Origin of the sequence: Capnocytophaga sp. H4358, assembly GCF_002302515.1 — a bacterium.
In the GTDB taxonomy this organism is placed as follows: domain Bacteria; phylum Bacteroidota; class Bacteroidia; order Flavobacteriales; family Flavobacteriaceae; genus Capnocytophaga; species Capnocytophaga canis.
The window spans coordinates 817,838-834,368 of the sequence record NZ_CP022380.1 but is presented as its reverse complement, the minus strand read 5'-3'; the positions used below and the strand labels follow the sequence as shown (position 1 = coordinate 834,368).

The following is a 16,531-nucleotide window of genomic DNA, read 5'->3' as shown; positions in this document are numbered from 1 at the left end:
AAAAAGATAATAACTTTATGCACTATCGCTTCATTCGGTAGTTTACAAGCTCAACAATCTATGAGAGAACCCATCTTTACAACATCGTACGAATCGGCACCTTTTAGTGCGTTTAAGGCAGAAGATTTTAAACCTGCTATCGAAAAAGCCATCGCCGAAAGTCTAAAACAAATTGATGCGATTGCCAATTCAAAAGAAAAACCAACATTCCAAAACACTATCGAAGCGTTGGCTTACAATGGTGAAGAATTGGACAGAATCACAGCTATTTTCTTCAATTTAAACAGTGCCGAAACTAACAAAGATTTACAAAAAGTTGCTCAGAGCATTTCTCCTTTGTTGAGCGACTATTCCAATGATATTCGATTAAATACAAGTTTATTTCAGCGAGTTAAAAAGGTTTATGACGGACGTAAAAAATTAAAACTATCGCCCGAAGAAGCCACTTTATTAGAAAAAACATACAAAGGCTTTACTCGCAATGGAGCCAATCTATCAGAAAAAGACAAAGAGCGTTTGCGTGAACTTGATAAAGAAACGTCGCGTTTACGTCTGCTCTTCGGGGAGAATGTATTAGCTGAAACACAGGCTTTTGAATTGCACATTACCGATAAAAATGACCTTAAAGGATTGCCTAACTTTGCTGTTGAAGCTGCAGCTCAAATTGCTACTGACCGCAAAAAACAAGGCTGGGTATTTACGTTAGATTTTCCAAGCTACAGTGCTTTTATAAAATATGCCGAAAACAGAGAGCTTCGCAAAAAAATGTTTATCGCTTTCGGTAGTCGTGGTTTCCATAACAACAATAATGACAACCAAAAAATAGCTTTAGAAATTGCTAAACTACGTCATGAACGTGCCAATTTATTAGGTTACAAAACTCACGCTGACTTTGTTTTGGAGGAAACAATGGCTGAAAATCCAACTACGGTAAACAACTTTTTAAACAATTTGTTAGAAAAAGCCAAACCCGCCGCTCAACGTGAATTGGAAGAACTCAAAGCCTTTGCCTTAGAAAGAGACGGCATTCGAGATTTCCAAAAATGGGATTTTACGTTTTACAGCGAGAAGTTAAAGCAGAAACGTTTCAATGTTGATGATGAGAAACTAAAGCCATACCTCAGTCTTAACAATGCCGTTAACGGAATGTTTCAAGTAGCCAATAGACTATACGGACTTAATTTCGAAAAAATAAATAACATTGAGAAATATCACGAAGAAGTTGAAACCTACAAAGTTACCGATGAAAAAGGGAACTATGTAGCTCTGTTCTACACGGATTTCTTCCCAAGACCAGGAAAAAGAGCCGGTGCTTGGATGTCCTCTTTCAAAAATCAGTATATTAAAGACGGAGTAAATTCTCGCCCTCACGTGATTATCGTTTGTAACTTTACACGTCCCACTCAAACCCAACCTTCATTGCTTAGTTTCTACGAATTGCGTACGCTTTTCCACGAATTTGGACATGCTTTGCACGGAATTCTTGCCAATACCAAATATCCTAATCTGAGTGGAACCAGCGTTTCGCGTGATTTCGTTGAGCTCCCAAGCCAAGTATTGGAGAACTGGTGTTCGGAGGAAGAAACCTTAGCATTGTTCGCAAGACACTATGAAACTAACGAGCTGATTCCCATGGAACTTGTCCATAAGATTAAAGAATCATCTGCTTTTATGGAAGGATTACAAACCATGCGTCAGTTAGGTTTTGGCGTTTTGGATATGGCGTGGCACAATTCAAATCCGAATACAATTAAAAACATTAAATCATTCGAGGATAAGGCTGTTGCACCAACGGAATTATACCCAAAAATTGATGACACTTGCATTTCGACCGCCTTTTCACATATTTTCCAAGGAGGATACGCCGCTGGATATTACAGCTACAAATGGTCAGAAGTATTGGATGCAGATGCTTTTCAAGTGTTCAAAGAAAAAGGAATTTTCAATCGAGAAGTAGGAAATAGTTTTAAAGAACATATCCTCAGCAAAGGAGGCAGTGAAAAATCAATGGAACTTTACAAACGCTTCCGCGGAAAAGAGCCTTCTCCCGACGCTCTGATGAAACGTGCCGGACTTGTAAAATAAAACATAATACATTCATAATCAAAATCCAACTTTGTCGAAATCTAACAACTTCGACAAAGTTTTTTTAAATGATTTACACTCTAAAAATATATTATCGGTTAATTTATTAAAAAAATGAAACAAATTTTATCTTTAATCATATGTTTTTGTATATCAATAGTTTGCGGACAAAACAAAATCTTGAAAGGACAAATCGTAGGAGAAAAAGGAGAGTCGGTTGAATATGCGAATATTGGTGTTGTTGGAACATATAAAGGAGTAATTTCCGATGAAAAAGGATATTTTAGCATTGATATTTCAACTCAAAAACCGATAGATAGTATCTATTTTTCCCATTTGAGTTATCATAGAAAAGCAATAGCAATTAAAGATATCCCTTCAGATTCCAAAATAATCTTGAAAGAAAATCACATCGAATTGACCCCCGTGGTGGTTTTTGATAAAGAGCCTAAATTGCGAACCATCAAAGGTAGAGGCACTCGTTTCCCCGGTGCGACAATAAGTTTTGGGAAATATTCGGAAAATGACAAAGAAAATAGCTCTTCCCACGAGAAAAGTAATACTGCTTATAAAGCAACACAAATTAGTGTCGGTGATTTTGTCACCCTAAGCCAAGAGTATGTTGCACGAGAATTTCATATTACATGCTTGAAAAATATCTCTGGTAAAACGCTGTTCCGTTTGAACTTCTACAAGGTTGAAGCTGATGAATCACTCGTCCCTCTGACCGAAAAACCCATATATATTGATTTTCCACAAGTCACAGAAAAGACTGATTTTGCAGAAAAGATCTATGTGAATTTACCCAAAGGAAAAATTTGGATAGAATTATCATTAGTTGATATTCAAGGGGATAATTACAATATTCTCTTCCCGATAGCATTCTCAGGAGGATGGGTTAGATATGACGGCAAGTTCCAAAAAATTCCTTTAGGACTCGGAGTGTCTTTTGCAATCAAAGGTCATAAAACAAAGATTTAAGTAAAAAGCATGATTCATGGTAGATTTGGTTAAAAAAGTAATGAATACACTCAAAAGTCTACCCAGACTCGCAAAGCTATAAAAAACATTTTTAAAAGTCAATATTAATTTTAGAAATGTTTTTTATAATTTTGGAGAAAATCAAAAAACATTTTTTATTGAACAGAAAACGCAATTAAAAGGACTTATATTCTATTGAATTTCAATAAAATAATAACTAAGCTACGAGTTATATCCTTGTACGAAGCCAGTGCAAAAAAATAAAATTTTATAACTAAATTGATTGATTATGAACAAATTTCTTTTCGGTATAGGCGTTATATTAACTTCAATAATTTCCTATTTTGCTTTTCTTTGGTTTCATATTTTTAATCATTCCAATAGCAGAGAGGAAGCTATCGAATCTTTCGATAAAAATATTCCAGATCTTATAAACAACACTATCGGTATTACCGCTTTTTGTATCCTATTAGGATTTATTTCAATTTTTTGTTTTTACTTGTCTGCAACAAAAAGTAATGGTATTTTTAAGAAAATTAACTTTCTTCTCTTATCCTTAAGCCTTTTTATATCTCTTTGGTATATTTGGACCTTATTGTAGATTTAACTTTTTGTGATTGTTCGTTTTAGAATTATATACTATAAAAACCTCTCTAAAAATAACACACAGATAAAATACTGAAAATAAACCACATAGGCACATAGTTTTTCTATGCATCTATGTGGTTTTCCTTTAGCCTTTCCCTCAATTGCAAAATAGTAATTAACATATGTTCCTCTTTCGTCTAATCAAATTACAAAAAAGAGACCGCCCTTTTGGGGACAGCCTCTTTTAATTAATAAATTAAAATATCTCGATTTTTTAGAAACTCCTATCTTAGGTTTGTGAAAATCACAAAAAACTTGCTCAAGCTCCTTAAAATGTAAAGAAAGCAGTGTGGTAGATAAAGCAATAACAGAGATTCGCGAGACATTTTTTTATATCCTTAGAAATCAATATAACTTCACAAAGGATTAGTCAACGAAAGCGTGTCTGTATTTTTTAACTTTGTTCCAAGCTCCACGCGTAAAATCAGGGATTTCAACTGGTGCACTTCCGTTCTCTAATGACAATTTAGAAAGAGGCACCAAGCAAGACCATTCTGCTAAATCATACACATCCATATCCAAAGGAAGTCCATTTCTTAGACAGTACACCAAACGATAGTCCATGATGAAATCCATACCTCCGTGTCCACCCACCTTTTTAGCTTGTTCTTCCAATTCAATATGGATTCTGTGTTTGTATTTTTGCATCAATGCTTTTTTCACATCTTCAGGTACAAATCCATGAGAATTCAAATTTTCGTGATTAGGCACATCATCTTTTGAAATATTCTCAGGTTCAATAGTATATCCTTGTGTAGGATATTTGTTAGCAAATCCTTGTGTTCCAGTTAGTTGATACATACGTGAATACGGACGAGGAGTCATTACATTGTGCTGAATTTGCATTGTTTTTCCTTTTTCCGTTTTAATCATTGTCATAGTATGATCTCCGTTTTGGAAATTATCTCCATTTTTACCTGTCAATTGCTCATATAATTTCTTCCCTTTGAAAGGTTTGGTGTCAAAAGAAACCAAATAATTCATTTTATCACCTCGGTGAATGTCAAGAGCTTGACAAGCAGGTCCCATTCCATGTGTAGGATATACATCGCCACGGTGTTTTGCATTGTAATCTAAACGCCAATTATTCCAATAAGCTTTCCAGAAATCATCCAAACTATGGATGTAAGACCCCTCGGCATGGATTACTTCACCGAATAGCCCTTGCTGAGCCATATTAAGTGAAGTCAATTCGAAATAGTCGTACACGCAATTTTCAAGCATCATGCAATGCAGACGTTTTTTTTCAGCCATATTAATCAAGGCCCAAATATCCTCCATAGTCATTGCTCCTGGTACTTCAATGGCTACATGTTTTCCTTGCTCCATAGCATATAAAGCCATAGGGACATGCGTTTCCCAGTCAGTTACAATGTAAACAAGATCTACATCCTCTCTTTCGCAAAGAGCCTTCCAAGCGTCCTGTGAACCGCTATAACCTGGAACCCTTGCTAAACCAGCTTTTTCTAAGATTTGCTGAGATTTTTCTACTCGTTCAGGACGTATGTCAGCAAGAGCTGCTATTTTTGCTCCAGGAATGTGTGTAAAACGTTGCACCGCACTAGGTCCTCGCATTCCCAATCCTATAAAACCTACGCGAACAGTTTCCAGCTTCGGAGTTACCAAATTTACCACGTCCGTTTGACCTGCAGGACGTTTTGGAGTTTCAACCTTGATAGGCTGATACACTATTTTGTCCATTGAGGTGGCTCCCACTTGTTTAGTTTTACAAGCCACAAGGCTTAGGCAGAGCATACCGCCTAAAAGCATTCGATTGATTTTTTTGAACATCTTATTATATCTAAAAGGTTAATAACAAATTTTAGCAAAGGTACTGATTTTAAAGAAAAATACAAAATTTTTAAAACACTTCATAACAACCTTTATTCAGGTAATTAACAAGTGTTCTTATTCTTCTGCTAAATACATTGAATGTCAAGATAAAAGAAAAATCTATTATTTTGTTCAGGTACAATTTATGCTTGTAATGGCACAAAATTTCTTAGTTACATGAGTTTGTTGTTAAAAAAAACATGCTTCGTTAGGGAATTATACTCTTATGTTTTATGTAGCAAAAAAAGCATAAATTTATCTTTCGTAATGCAGATAAATATATAAAGTATTTTTTGTCGTTATTAAAAAAAGGAAGTATCTTTGCGTTTATAAAATCGACGACCTATGTTAGACACAAACAAACTATCCATTGGAATTCTTTTGCCGATTGAGTCCTATGAGGGGGCTATCCCAAAAATGGAAAATCAAATCCGACTTATTCAACAAGCCGAGGCTTATGGTTTCGAGTCTATCTGGGTACGAGATATTCCGCTTAATAATCCTGAATTTAAAGAAGTTGGACAAATCTACGACCCTTGGATTTATCTATCACATGTGGCTACATTAACTCGATCAATCAAATTCGGAATCGCTAGTGTGATTTTACCTTTACGACATCCGTTGCATGTTGCTAAAGCTAGTGCAAGTTTAGATGTGTTATTTCCGAATCGCTTTCATATGGGAGTTGCTTCGGGTGATCGCCCCGTGGAATATCCTGCATTCAACAAGCCCTTTGAATTAAGGAGCGCTCAGGTTTCTGAACACATGCGGTTACTCAAGGAGCTATGGTCAAAGGACTTCCCTGTTTACAATAACGACTATGGAACACTGATGGAAAATGTAGGAGATGTTGTACCTAAGCCCATCAAAAAAAGTATTCCTATGTATGTCACTGGACATGTGGGAGGTGTGAATTTGGAATGGATTGCGAAGAACTCAGATGGATGGATTTACTATCCCCGAGAGTTTACTTTTACAGGAAAAATCGTAAAGGATTGGCAGGATACGTTGGATAAAGAAGGTCAACCCCGAAAACCTTATATCCAACCCGTATACATCGACCTGATGGAAGACCCCGATTTTGAACCTCAAAAAATGGACTTAGGATTCCGCTTGGGTCGAAATTATTTAGTGGATATGTTCCTTACGTTGCAGAAAATAGGTGTAAATCACGCTATGTTGGTGCTAAAATATAGTTCTCGCCCAGTAGATGTTATTTTGGACGAAATTGGACGAGAAATTTTGACGCAATTACGTTAATTTAAAGTGTATTTTGTAGTTTTTTATTTGAATACAAATATCTCCACACTAAGTATAAATAAATACGAAGAAGAAATTTATTAAAGTAAATCCTAAATCTATGACAATCACTCAATTTCAATATGTGTTAGCTGTTGCTAAACATCAGAATTTTTCGACTGCTGCTGAAAACAGTTTCGTTACACAACCTACATTGAGTATGCAAATTCAAAAGTTGGAAGAGGAATTGGGGGTTATCATTTTCGATAGAACAAAAAAACCTCTGCAACCCACAGATATAGGTAAACAAATTATCAAACAGGCTCAAATCATTGTGAATGAATCAGAACGAATGAGCGACATTGTTGCACAGCAAAAGGGAGTTATCGGCGGTGAATTCAATGTGGGAATCATACCAACTGTATCGCCTACTTTGTTACCTATGTTCTTAACAAATTTCATCAATAAGTATCCTAAAGTGTCTCTGAAAATTGAAGAACACAGTACCAAAACCTTGATAAACTACGTAGAAGATGGAACCTTAGACGCGGCCATATTGGCAACTCCCCTGCATCGACCTAACATTGTTGAAAAACCCTTGTTTTATGAACCTTTTATGGCATATATTCCTAACAATCATAAACTTCAGAACACAAAAACTATTACCTCTGACGATTTAGATATCAACGACATATTAATGTTAGAGGATGGTCATTGCTTCAAAGATACTGTATTGAATATCTGCAATCAGGACATCGTCGATTCTAAAAAACGATTTGAACTCAAAAGTGGTAGCTTCGAAACTCTAATACGATTGGCAAATGAAGGCTTAGGAATGACTCTTTTACCATACTTACATACACTTGAGCTGAAAGAAGAAGAGAAAAAAAATATCCACCACTTTGCGACTCCATATCCTGCAAGAGAAATCAGTTTAGTACATCACAAGAATGAGTTGAAAGCCCAAAATATCAAAGCCTTGCATGAAGTGATATCGGGTGTAGTTCGAGGTGCTATCGCTTTTCACGATGTCAAAATAATTAGTCCTACACGAAAATCACTCGCTTAAAAAGAGATAAAACAAAAGATTTTACTATCAATAAAAACAACTCTAAAATACAAGATGTTAATTTTTTTATAATTAACACTTTTCATTCCCTTTGAAACATAAACATTGTTATTAACTATTTTTAACTAATTTATCTCTGTACTAAGGTTAATCGGAACAAATTAATGGATAATTTCATTTTAAACATTAACAATTCAACTTTGTTAAAATTAAAACAATTCTTGAATAGAAGAGGCTTCATAGACTTTATATATTGTCTAAAATAAAAAAAAGAAATAAATTTGCACCTAGTAAAGAGATGATATATTATGCCGTTATTTGAAACTATTAATGTAAATGAGAAAACTCAGCTCTATATCTGGAAAGTTTCCGAAACATTAGAAGACCTAACTCAGGGAGTTGTTCTCAATGGAGAACATCAATCTAAGTTTGACTCATTGAAAGTTGAATCCGCAAAAAAGAATTTTATTGCCGTTCGCCGAATTCTAAAAGATTTAGGGTATTCTTCTGATGATTTGTTTTATAACCATGAAGGGAAACCATACCTAAGAGATGGGAAAACAATTTCCATAAGTCATTCGTTTGACATGGTGTGCTTGATTGTTGGAGAAAAGCCTGTGGGTGTGGACATCGAAAAAAAGCGACGAAAAATCATTGATATTTCCGAAAAATTCACACAATGGGATTATCGAAGTACTTCTTTCTCGCAGAAAAATGTTTTACAAAAACTCACGATGATTTGGTCTGCAAAAGAGGCAGGATATAAAGCCCACGGGAAGTCTGGAATTACAGCAGAACATATTTTGGTGAAAGATTTTTTCCCGAATGATTCTGAAACCAAAATCAAAATTGAAAAAACGTTCTATGATGTTTCTTTCATAAATGTTGAAGATTATGTTCTGGCATACTGCCTGTAAACAATCAATTAGAAATAAAAATCACGAATTGTTAACAATTTACAATTCGTGATTTTTCTATTTATTAGGCAGAAATAATGTCTTTTTTCATAGCACTTTTAAATTCCCCAATCGGCTTTATATTTTTGATAATTTTCGGGATTTATTGAGCGTATACCATTGTCCAACAAACGCACTTTGTAACCCAATGAAAGTGCGTCATTCACGCTATATGCCACACAAAAATCACCTGCCAACCCACAGAACGTTAGCTCCGTAATGCTTTTATCTTTCAAAAAACCGTGAAGCCCTGTATTATTACGTTTATTGTTATCAAAGAAAGCACTGTAACTATCCACCTCAGGATTCATTCCCTTACGGAAAATAGCGGCTATGCGATGTGTGTCCAAATCCTGATGTAAACTGGCTCCAAAAGTATCCTGTACGCAATGGTCTGTCCACAGTACTTGATCAATTCCATGTAAGTTAATCACTTCAAAAGGTTTTCTACCTTCATGATTGGAAGCAAAACTTTGATGGTTTTGCGGATGCCAATCTTGAGTGGCTACCACTAAATCATAGCCTTTATAAATTTCTTGATTTATGAACGGAACGATTTGATCTCCCTCTGCAACAGGCAACGTTCCTGAGGGCATAAAATCATTTTGTACATCAATGATAATAAGAGCTTTCATCTGTATAAAAAATTATCAATTAGAAAAACGAAAAATTTAATCAATGCTTATTTCGTCAACAAACAAAAATGCTAATTTACCTTTTGCTTGTTGGTGCCATTCAGGAATACTTCGTTCCGAAGTGATTTTTACTTTCACATAGCGTGTTTTTAAAGGTTCAAAACCTAAACTGTGCGTACGTATTTCTTGAATGTGTTTCGATTCTTGTGAATATTGTTCTGATGCAATTTCTTTAAAATTAACACCATCATCAGAGACTGCTACCGAACAGCTACGTGCATCATATATCCAATCGCCTGTAATGACATTCGTATTGAACGATACTTTGGAAATTTCCTTAGCTTCACCCAAATCAATTACTGCCTCTAAATCATCACCTGAAAAACCTATCCAGCGTCCTGTTCGGAAGTTATTTGTTCCTACGTTACCATCGACCAATACGGAAGCTCCTTTGTATTTGTAGGATGGATAGATGTTTGTCAACATTTTGATGGGACGTGCCGTTGCTTTATTGAATTTGAAATCCTCGGAGAAAACACGGGTTTTTCCATTTTTACGAATTCCTACCGCGCGTACTTTAGCATCTTGATTGATTTTAATAGGTTCAGTGTACTTTGTTGATTTCTCAGAAGGTTCGGAACCGTCCAAAGTATAGTAAACTGTCGCATTATCCAAAGTTGTAAAAGCTACTTGTATCGCTCCTTCACTTTCTAAAGTTGTTATATCTACCTTCAAATCAAAAATATGTGTCGCATAGTTATAGCCTTGTGCATCATAAATTTTGATAATAGAAGGTATGCGTTGTAGAAAATCGTCATAATTTTTATTTTCAGGTTGTGTCCATTGAACTTCTGCAAGTGCTGCAAAACGTGGCAAGGTCATGTACTGAACGTGTTTAAACGTTTTTATATACTCTGTCCAGGTATTAGCCTGTACTCCAAGTATTCTCTTTTGTTGCTCAGGAGTAAGTCCCTCTGGAATTGGCTCAAAACTATATACTCTTTCCACTGGCACATAACCTCCTATAGCAAGTGGTTCTTGATCAATATCTTGTGATTGATAGTAATCAAAATACATAAACGACATTGGACTCATAATTGCATCATGTCCTGTTTTCGCTGCAAATGTACCACCTTCGATACCTCTCCATGACATTACCGTAGCGTTCGGAGCAATTCCTCCTTCCAAAATCTCATCCCAACCGATAATTTTTCTACCCTTACTGGCTAAAACTCTTTCAGCAAAGGAAATTACATGACTTTGCAGATATTCCTCAGCTGTATGCTTATCATCGCCTTTTATTCCTAATTCTTTGATTTTTAACTGACAATCTTTATTCGTTTTCCACTGTACTTTTGGACATTCATCACCACCAATGTGGATATACTCCGAAGGAAAAATCTCTGTAACTTCCTCTAAAATAGTTTGGATAAATTCATATGTTTCTGGCTTCCCTACATTCAAAACATCGTCTGAAACTCCCCATTGCCCCCATACACTGTAAGGGCCTTCGTGGCAACCCAATTCTGGATATGAAGCTATCGCAGCCAACATGTGTCCTGGTAAATCAATTTCAGGAATAATAGTAATATGACGATCTTGGGCATATGCTACCAATTCTTTCAATTCATCTTGAGTATAAAATCCTCCGTGTGGAATACCATCATATTTACCTGAATTTCTACCAATTACAGTTTGTGAACGCGTAGAACCTACAACCGTAAGATTTGGATATTTTTTTGATTCCACACGCCAACCTTGGTCATCTGTTAAATGCCAATGGAACGTATTGATATTGTGCAATGCAAGCATGTCAATAAAAATTCGGATGGAATCGGTTGTGAAAAAATGACGAGCAGAATCCAGGTGGGCTCCACGATATGCAAATCGAGGTGCATCGTTGATTACCACCGCATCAAAAACTACTTTTTGTGTTTTCTCCACTGGAATTGACTTGCGAAGTGTTTGCATTCCGTAGAAAATACCCGCTGAAGAAGCTCCTTGAATGGTAATTGATTTCTGATTTACGGTGAGTTGATATGCCTCTTTATTATCAGAAGCTAAGCCTTTTGACAGTTTTATTACGTTGTCAATTTCTGCAGTTTCTTCTACTACAGAGAGAGACATTCCTGTCTGTTCCTTAACATACTCTGCTAAAAAATCGGCATTTCTCTTCAAGGCTTCATCTCCCTTAGGATAGGTGATTTTTGTTGAAGAATTGAGCAAAAAAGGTTGCTCATTAGTAGTCTTTTGAATCGAATTTGGCAGAGGAATTACATGATAATCTGCCGAAACACTTGATTCTTTGCCCATATCACAGGACACAAACATCGCTGTGATAGCTAAACTTGTAAGTACACTTTTTATTTTCATATTGGTTATAACTTTTTATACTGTTATTCCTTTAAAATATTTATTGGTTTCACAGAAATTTGAGTCAAGACAACGACACGAGTTTTTGATTTCACGGAAACCTGTTTTATAGCGTACACCCAAAACTTTGTCAAAATCAAAAAAAATTTGACAAAGTTTGATATGCTGTTGCTGTTAAATCTATTTCACGCCGTGCATCCAGCGGGTGATGAATGGTCCCATTAAAAATAGTAATACACCACAACCGATGGCAATAAAGCCTAACATGGTGAATACAGAAAGTCCTTTGTTGAGTGACTCGCTTTTAATAACGTTAGTTACTGAAATACTCGCCGACTTTTCAAATAGTTTTTCATAATCAGCCAAAGTTGCTACCTCTGTATTTACTTCGCTTCCTTTGAAGGATAAAAACTCTTGTGAGGCAGATTTAATCATTTTCTGTCTTTTCATTCCACTGTAGTTTTCAGCATCTTGCAATACTTCTTTTACAACTACGATCGATTTTGCATATTGTTTCTGCGGATTAACCTCATTCATCCGTGCAATGAAATCATTTGAAACTAATAGTTTTTCAATAGGAATAGCGTGTGTTTTCTTTTCCTCATTGTCAGCTAATCTATCTTTGAATTCATTCTCAGACAAAACAGCCTTAATATCCTTATCAATATCAGAATTTTGGAAAGCACTACTTTCAACTATTGTTTTTTCGTTTACTGTAGTAAGTTTAGAGATGTGTTTTCCTCCTTGATGTGCAATGGATGAAGACAAAAACCAAATTCCCATCATAAAAGCCACCATATGCTTAGGTGAAAGTTTCGTTACTAATGACAAACCTACTGGTGAAAGTGTTAGTTCCCCAAGTGTATGTAATAAGTATAAGAAAACCATAAATATAGCAGGTACCATTCCTAATTTAGCGTAGCTACCACCGAATTTAAGCACTAAGAAACCAAGCCCAAGCAATAGCAATCCTGTTCCAAATTTGTATGGAGCTGCTGGCTCTTTATTCAAATTAGATAGTTTTATCCATATCCAAGAGAAAACAGGAGCAAAAAGCATTATAAACAATGGATTGAATGATTGGAAGAAAGTTGTTTTAATTTCTGTACCAAAAATTTCTTTATGTACGTTACGTGCTGTAAATAAGTTAAGTGCTGAACCCGCCAACTCGAAGAATGTCCAAAATATAGTCGTAAATAAAAGTAATAAAACCACAACCCAAATACGTTGTTTGGCAACCACTTCCATTTTACTTGCTTGATATAACAAATACCCAATGATAATAGCAGCTAAACTCGCTAATAAAACATCTACAACATCGTTATATTGAATTAAAATCCACGAAATTATAATTAGAACTACAATAGTAGCATAAGGAAGCACACTATTGGGGACGAAACTTACAACATTTTTAGTTGGTTTTTCATCAGGAGCTAATCCTACTTGCTGGAAAACACTCGTTCTACTGGCGAAGAAGAATATAATGTATCCCAATAACATTCCGATACCGGCTGTTAAGAATCCATATTGCCAACCTTCATTCTCCCCAATAGCACCACAAGTTAAAGGAGCTAAGAATGCACCCATATTGATTCCCATATAAAATAAAGTGAAGGCTCCGTCACGTCTTTTGTCTCCGTCAGCATAAAAACGACCAATCATTGAAGAGATATTCGGTTTGAAGAAACCATTTCCTACCACAAGTAAAGCTAACCCGATGAAGAAAGTAGTTTGATTATTCATAAACAAAGTAAATTGTCCCGCTGCCATTAACAAAGCCCCGATAACAATTGCTTTGCGAAAACCAATAAGTTTATCAGCGAAGTATCCACCAAGTATTGGCGTGAGGTAAACTAATGCCCCATAAGCTCCGTAAATTCCGAAAGCTTTTGCATCATCAAACTGGAACCCGCCATCAATTAAGTTCGCAGTCATATAAAGGATAAGGAGTGCCCGCATACCATAGTAGCTGAAGCGTTCCCATAGTTCCACCATAAAAAGGGTAAAAAGGGCTTTAGGGTGAATTTTTCGATTCGAGAAAATAACAAACCCTACCCACAGCGCAACTCCAAGCCACGCTATTAACATCAATTGATAATCTGGATTTAACATAGTATATTTATTATTTATTATATTAATTTATTCTACCATCAAGTTCTTCTTTTGTTGCAATATTTTTTTTATTTCGGAGGTTTTGAGCACTACTATTTTGTCATCTCGCATTACTACAAGTTCTCCTTTATTTTTTATTTTCTCTTTTAACAAGCGTACATAAGAGCGTTTCAATCCCTCTTGAATTTTAATTTTCATATCCTGAAAATATGTTTCCTGTTTATTCATCGCTATACAGTTTTAAGTTGTTAAATTTAGGATAGTCTATTATTTTTAACTGTTTTTCATTACTCTCTGCAATAAGGTGAGGCTCATCATCTGAATTATCAAAAATTAATGCACTGTTTACTATAGGTAAGTAAATCTTAAAGAGATTTTGTATTCCTTTTGTGTATCTTCTTTCAATTACATGACTATCAATATAATGTCCTCCTTCCTTTACACGAGATAGTACCCTTTTCTTTGCCATAGTTACATCTTTTAACCAAAAGAAGAGCAAAGTCACGTGATAATTTTTCTTTTGAGCTGATAAAACGGTATTTCTATATGAACGAGTCGCTAATGTAGTCTCGAAAGCAAAGTTGATACCTTCATTTAGTAATTCCTTGATACGATTTAGCATTAATCTACCCGCTTGAACAGCTACTTTTTCGGGCTGAAAGGGAGAAAGACCTTTAGCTATTTCATCAGCATTTACAAACTCTTTACAATTTAGTATCTCGGGCAAAATAGTAAATGAAGCTGTTGTTTTCCCAGCTCCATTACATCCTGCTATGATATAAATTTGTTTAAGCATAAGTTATTTATCAACTTTTGTACAGTTCAAAACAAAAAAATCCATATTTTTCAATTATCAGATACCCTTGTAAAACACAGTCCTCTTTGCTTTTACAGCGTGACTGAACTTGATTCTACAAAGATTCCTTCTAATTAACTCCTTTTTCTTTTAAAGCTCGATTGAGAGACTTCAATATAGAAAGACCTATCAGCGTGGCTATTAATAATAAACCGAAGTTTACCCAAAAGAATGTAGATTTGTGTTCGTATCCGTACCACATTCCGGCAAGTACGCCCGAAAGTTTATTTCCAATGGCTGTCGACAAGAAAAATCCTCCCATCATAAGAGCAGTAATACGAGGCGGAGAAAGTTTTGACACTAATGAAAGCCCCATAGGTGAGAGGCAAAGTTCTCCCAAAGTAATAACACCATAGGCAACAACTAACCATAATGCTGAAGCTTTTACCATTCCGTTGTTAGAGGCATATACGGCAGCTACCATCACAAGGCAACTCAATGCAGAAATGAACATTCCTAATACAATTTTTGCAGGAGTAGTTGGTTCGCTTCCTCTTTTACGTAAAAACATAAATAAACCTACTACCAAAGGTGTGAAAACAATTACCCAAAATGGATTAATTGACTGAAACAACTCCGGATTATATAAAAATACTTTCTGATTAGGGTTCTCAGTTAGTTTAGCTTTTTGTTCCTCTGGAATATTTCGGAAATAGATGTCTTTTCCTATTTCTTTCTTAGGCTTATCGTTTTCATCTTTCACAATTCTATATTCCGAATCGTACATAGTTATTTCCTTGTCTTGAAAATCTTTCACTTCAACAAGATAAATACTTTCCATAGGCTTCTCTATAGAGGTTGGCACACTTCGGTCAGTATAATACTTCGCCCACGTGGTAAGTACAGTTCCATTTTGTTTGAAAACCGCCCAAAACATTAAACTTACTGCAAAGATTGCTAATAAAGCACCAATAGGTTTTTTATCGCTCTGACTGGCACGTGCATATAATGAGAAATAAAAGAAAATTACTGGAATACAAGCAAAAATGAAAGCATCTGTACTATCGCTTCCCAATATGTTTCCTGGAATTACCCAACCAATCACACCCGTTATAATAGCTGGTAAAAATACCTTTACAAGAACTGAAGTAATGGTTGTATCGCCTTCCTGTACTGGTTTTAAAACGTTTGCGTGAATGATGTGTTTTCTTCCTAAGGTAAAGATAATCAATCCTAAGAACATTCCAACACCTGCAGTTATGAATGCTTCACTCCACCCAAATTTGTTACGCATAAAGGCAGCAATGATATTACAAATAAATGCACCAATATTAATTCCCATATAGAATATATTGTATCCTGCATCTTTGTTTTCTCGGTATGGCTCTTCGGAATAAAGATTTCCTAAGAGTGTAGAAATACTTGGCTTGAAGAATCCATTACCTACGATGATTAATCCCATTGAGGTATAAAACATTGCAAGGTCTTGGAAGAGTCCTAAACCTATGTATCCCAATCCCATTAAACTTCCTCCAATGTAAATAGCTTTTACATATCCTAAAATTCTATCAGCTAAAAATCCTCCTAAAAAGGGAGTAAGATACGTAAGTGCAATGAATGTTCCAAAAATATCATAGGCATTTTTATCATCTATGGCAAGACCTCCTGTATTTTTAGGGTCAATCATATATAAAACAAAAATTCCGAGCATTAAATAATACCCAAAACGTTCCCACATTTCTGTGAAAAATAAATAAAATAGTCCCTTAGGGTGTTTTCTGTTATTCGTCATAATTCGATTTAT

General features: G+C 35.4%; 12 protein-coding genes. 5 read left to right on the top strand and 7 right to left on the bottom strand.

Going from position 1 to position 16,531, the window contains the following annotated elements:
* Window positions 1-60 precede the first annotated feature (60 nt).
* Window positions 61-2,085, top strand: coding sequence for a M3 family metallopeptidase (locus CGC49_RS03590; protein ID WP_095912673.1), 2,025 nt, complete (start codon window positions 61-63; stop codon window positions 2,083-2,085).
* A 114-nt stretch (window positions 2,086-2,199) separates the two neighbouring features.
* Window positions 2,200-3,066 (top strand): carboxypeptidase-like regulatory domain-containing protein, encoded by an 867-nt coding sequence (locus tag CGC49_RS03585; RefSeq protein WP_095911854.1) that lies wholly within the window; start codon window positions 2,200-2,202, stop codon window positions 3,064-3,066.
* A 1,014-nt stretch (window positions 3,067-4,080) separates the two neighbouring features.
* Here the strand turns inward: CGC49_RS03585 and CGC49_RS03580 are convergent.
* Complete coding sequence (locus tag CGC49_RS03580; RefSeq protein ID WP_042346683.1) at window positions 4,081-5,505, bottom strand: Gfo/Idh/MocA family protein; 1,425 nt, start codon at window positions 5,503-5,505, stop codon at window positions 4,081-4,083.
* A gap of 387 nt (window positions 5,506-5,892) precedes the next feature.
* Between CGC49_RS03580 and CGC49_RS03575 the strand changes: the two genes are divergently transcribed.
* The 3 genes from CGC49_RS03575 to CGC49_RS03565 all read left to right on the top strand — a co-directional run bounded on the left by CGC49_RS03575 (window position 5,893) and on the right by CGC49_RS03565 (window position 8,772).
* Window positions 5,893-6,807: a TIGR03571 family LLM class oxidoreductase gene (locus CGC49_RS03575; RefSeq protein ID WP_042009389.1), complete on the top strand. Its 915-nt coding sequence runs from the start codon at window positions 5,893-5,895 to the stop codon at window positions 6,805-6,807.
* Between the two features lie 100 nt (window positions 6,808-6,907).
* Complete coding sequence (locus tag CGC49_RS03570) at window positions 6,908-7,855, top strand: LysR substrate-binding domain-containing protein (RefSeq protein ID WP_042009388.1); 948 nt, start codon at window positions 6,908-6,910, stop codon at window positions 7,853-7,855.
* A 308-nt stretch (window positions 7,856-8,163) separates the two neighbouring features.
* Complete coding sequence (locus tag CGC49_RS03565; RefSeq protein ID WP_042344499.1) at window positions 8,164-8,772, top strand: 4'-phosphopantetheinyl transferase superfamily protein; 609 nt, start codon at window positions 8,164-8,166, stop codon at window positions 8,770-8,772.
* 98 nt (window positions 8,773-8,870) lie between these two features.
* On the opposite strand, the gene pncA is transcribed toward CGC49_RS03565, so the two are convergent.
* The 6 genes from pncA to CGC49_RS03535 form a co-directional block, all read right to left on the bottom strand.
* The gene (pncA, locus tag CGC49_RS03560; RefSeq protein ID WP_095911853.1) at window positions 8,871-9,446 is read right to left on the bottom strand and encodes a bifunctional nicotinamidase/pyrazinamidase; all 576 of its coding nucleotides are present in this window, start codon (window positions 9,444-9,446) and stop codon (window positions 8,871-8,873) included.
* Window positions 9,447-9,482: 36 nt separating this feature from the next.
* Window positions 9,483-11,819 (bottom strand): family 20 glycosylhydrolase, encoded by a 2,337-nt coding sequence (locus tag CGC49_RS03555; protein WP_095911852.1) that lies wholly within the window; start codon window positions 11,817-11,819, stop codon window positions 9,483-9,485.
* Between the two features lie 180 nt (window positions 11,820-11,999).
* On the bottom strand, window positions 12,000-13,931 hold the full coding sequence (locus CGC49_RS03550; RefSeq protein WP_095911851.1) for a peptide MFS transporter: 1,932 nt from the start codon (window positions 13,929-13,931) through the stop codon (window positions 12,000-12,002).
* Between the two features lie 27 nt (window positions 13,932-13,958).
* Window positions 13,959-14,159, bottom strand: a complete 201-nt coding sequence (locus CGC49_RS03545) for a hypothetical protein (protein ID WP_042009383.1) — start codon at window positions 14,157-14,159, stop codon at window positions 13,959-13,961.
* Window positions 14,152-14,727 (bottom strand): zeta toxin family protein, encoded by a 576-nt coding sequence (locus tag CGC49_RS03540; protein WP_042009382.1) that lies wholly within the window; start codon window positions 14,725-14,727, stop codon window positions 14,152-14,154. Before CGC49_RS03540 ends, CGC49_RS03545 begins: the two co-directional genes overlap by 8 nt.
* 130 nt (window positions 14,728-14,857) lie before the next feature.
* Window positions 14,858-16,519: a peptide MFS transporter gene (locus CGC49_RS03535; protein WP_198540637.1), complete on the bottom strand. Its 1,662-nt coding sequence runs from the start codon at window positions 16,517-16,519 to the stop codon at window positions 14,858-14,860.
* Between the last annotated feature and the right edge of the window lie 12 nt (window positions 16,520-16,531).